The following is a 1,963-nucleotide window of genomic DNA, read 5'->3' on the forward strand; positions in this document are numbered from 1 at the left end:
CGTGTCGCCCGCCTCCATGCGCTCGTCGGTCCACTGGCGGTTCATGTCCTGGTCGGTGAAGCGCGAGGCGTCGTGGTCGGCCGGATCGAAGCGGTCGAAGGCCTCCAGGTTGCAGAACGCCAGCGTGAGCGCGCCCTGCTGCGGGCGCAGCCCCGCCGCCAGCAGGCCCTGCAGCGCCCAGGCGCCGCACAGCTCGTTGCCGTGCACCAGGGCGCTGATGAGGACATGGCGGCCGGGCAGGCCGGAATCGAAGTGCCACACGCCTTCGGTGCCGGTGTTGCCGGCGCGCCAGGGCGTGAGGTCGGGGGCGGTGAGTGCGAAGGTCCGGGGCATCAAGGTCACTCCTCGATCTTGGCGAATTCGACGATCTTCTGGTATTTGGCCACTTCCGAGGCGATGAACTGGTCGGCGTTCAGGCTGGTGGAGGCCACCGTCGAGCCGGAGGCTTCCATTTTCTTGCGGAAGTCGGGCGACTGCAGCGCCTCGTTCAGCGCCTTCTTGAGCTTGTCGTGCACGGGCTTGGGCAGCTTGGCCGGGCCCATCAGGGCGAACCACACGCCGATGTCCACGTTCTTGTACTGCGGCAGCTCGGCCAGCGCGGGAATGTCGGGCGTGATGGCCGAGCGCTTGGCCTCGGTCGTGCCCAGCGCGACGACCTTGCCGCTCTTGATGTGGGGCAGGCCGCTGGAGAGCACGAACACGCCGAACTCCAGGTTGTTGCCCAGCAGGTCGTTGGTGAGCGGGGCCACGCCGCGGTAGGGGATGTGCGTCATGAACAGCTTGCCCTGCTCCTTGACCATCTCGCCCGCCAGGTGCAGCGAGGTGCCCACGCCCGAGCTGCCGTAGCTGTACTTGCCGGGGTTCCTGGACACGCGCTGCGTGAATTCGGCCGCGTTCTTCACGCCCGAGCCGGTGGAGGCCACCAGCACCAGGGGCTGCGAGGCGATCACGCCGATGGCGGTGAAGTCCTTCACGTCGTACTTGACCTTCTTGGTCACCAGCTTGTTGATGGCGATCTCGTTGCTCGCGCCCACGAGCAGCGTGTAGCCGTCCGGCGCGGCGCTGGCCACCTTCTGCGCGCCGATGGCGCCGCCGGCGCCGCCCACGTTCTCGATCACGACCGGCACGCCCAGGCGCGCGCCCAGCTCCTGCGCCACCGTGCGCCCGGTGAGGTCGGTGCTGCCGCCGGGCGGGTAGCCGACGACGATGGTGATGGGCTTGCTCGGGTAGCTGTCCTGCGCGGCGGCGGGGCCGGCGGCCAGCAGGGCGAGGCCGCACAGCAAAAGCGTGCGGCGGAAGGCGGGGTGGGCATGCATCGGAGTCTCCTGGTGGGGTGTGGGCCGATTGTGCGAAGGCAGGCAGGGCGCGGGGGTGCCGAGTCGGCACGCCATGGTGCTGTTTCGGCACGCGGGCGCCAAGGGGGCGAACCCGATGCCGGCGCGGGCCGTCACCGCGTGGCGATGGCGTGCCAGATCGCCTCGGCCTGCGTGCTCAGCCGGCGCTTGGGCCGGTACAGCCGCACGTCGAACTTCGCCTCCATGCTGCGGTCGCCCGCCTTGGCCAGCCGGCCGGCCTTGCAGTCGGCATGCACCATGGACCACGGCAGCCAGGCCACGCCCAGGCCCTTGTGCACGTATTCGTATTGCGCATCGGCCGAGTCGCACTCCACCGTGCGCTGCAGGCGCTGCGTGACCGGGTGGTGCGCCAGCTGGTCCTCCACCAGCCGGCCCAGCGCCAGCGTGCGCGCGTAGGCCAGGTAGGGAATGGGGCCCGCGCCCGCCAGCGGGTGCAGCGCCGCGCCCTGCGCCGTGGCGCGCGACACCGGCACCAGCCGGTCCGAGGCCAGCGTGATGTGCGAGAACTGGCGCGCATCCAGCCGGATGGCCAGCGCCGGGTGGTGGTAGGCGATGGAAAAATCCGCCTCGCCGCGCTCCAGCAGGGCCACGGTGTCGGCCAGCGCGCG

General features: G+C 70.7%; 3 protein-coding genes. All 3 read right to left on the reverse strand.

What is annotated here, in order from left to right; all coding sequences use genetic code 11:
- Positions 1–333 (reverse strand): M14 family metallopeptidase (locus tag AC27IQ_RS23365; RefSeq protein ID WP_487090979.1); only part of this gene is annotated, 333 nt, incomplete at its 3' end.
- Between the two features lie 5 nt (positions 334–338).
- Positions 339–1,316, reverse strand: coding sequence for a Bug family tripartite tricarboxylate transporter substrate binding protein (locus AC27IQ_RS23370; RefSeq protein WP_284406536.1), 978 nt, complete (start codon positions 1,314–1,316; stop codon positions 339–341).
- Between the two features lie 131 nt (positions 1,317–1,447).
- Positions 1,448–1,963 (reverse strand): substrate-binding domain-containing protein (locus AC27IQ_RS23375; protein WP_487090980.1); only part of this gene is annotated, 516 nt, incomplete at its 5' end.

This window comes from Acidovorax sp. KPB24-07, from assembly GCF_057543315.1.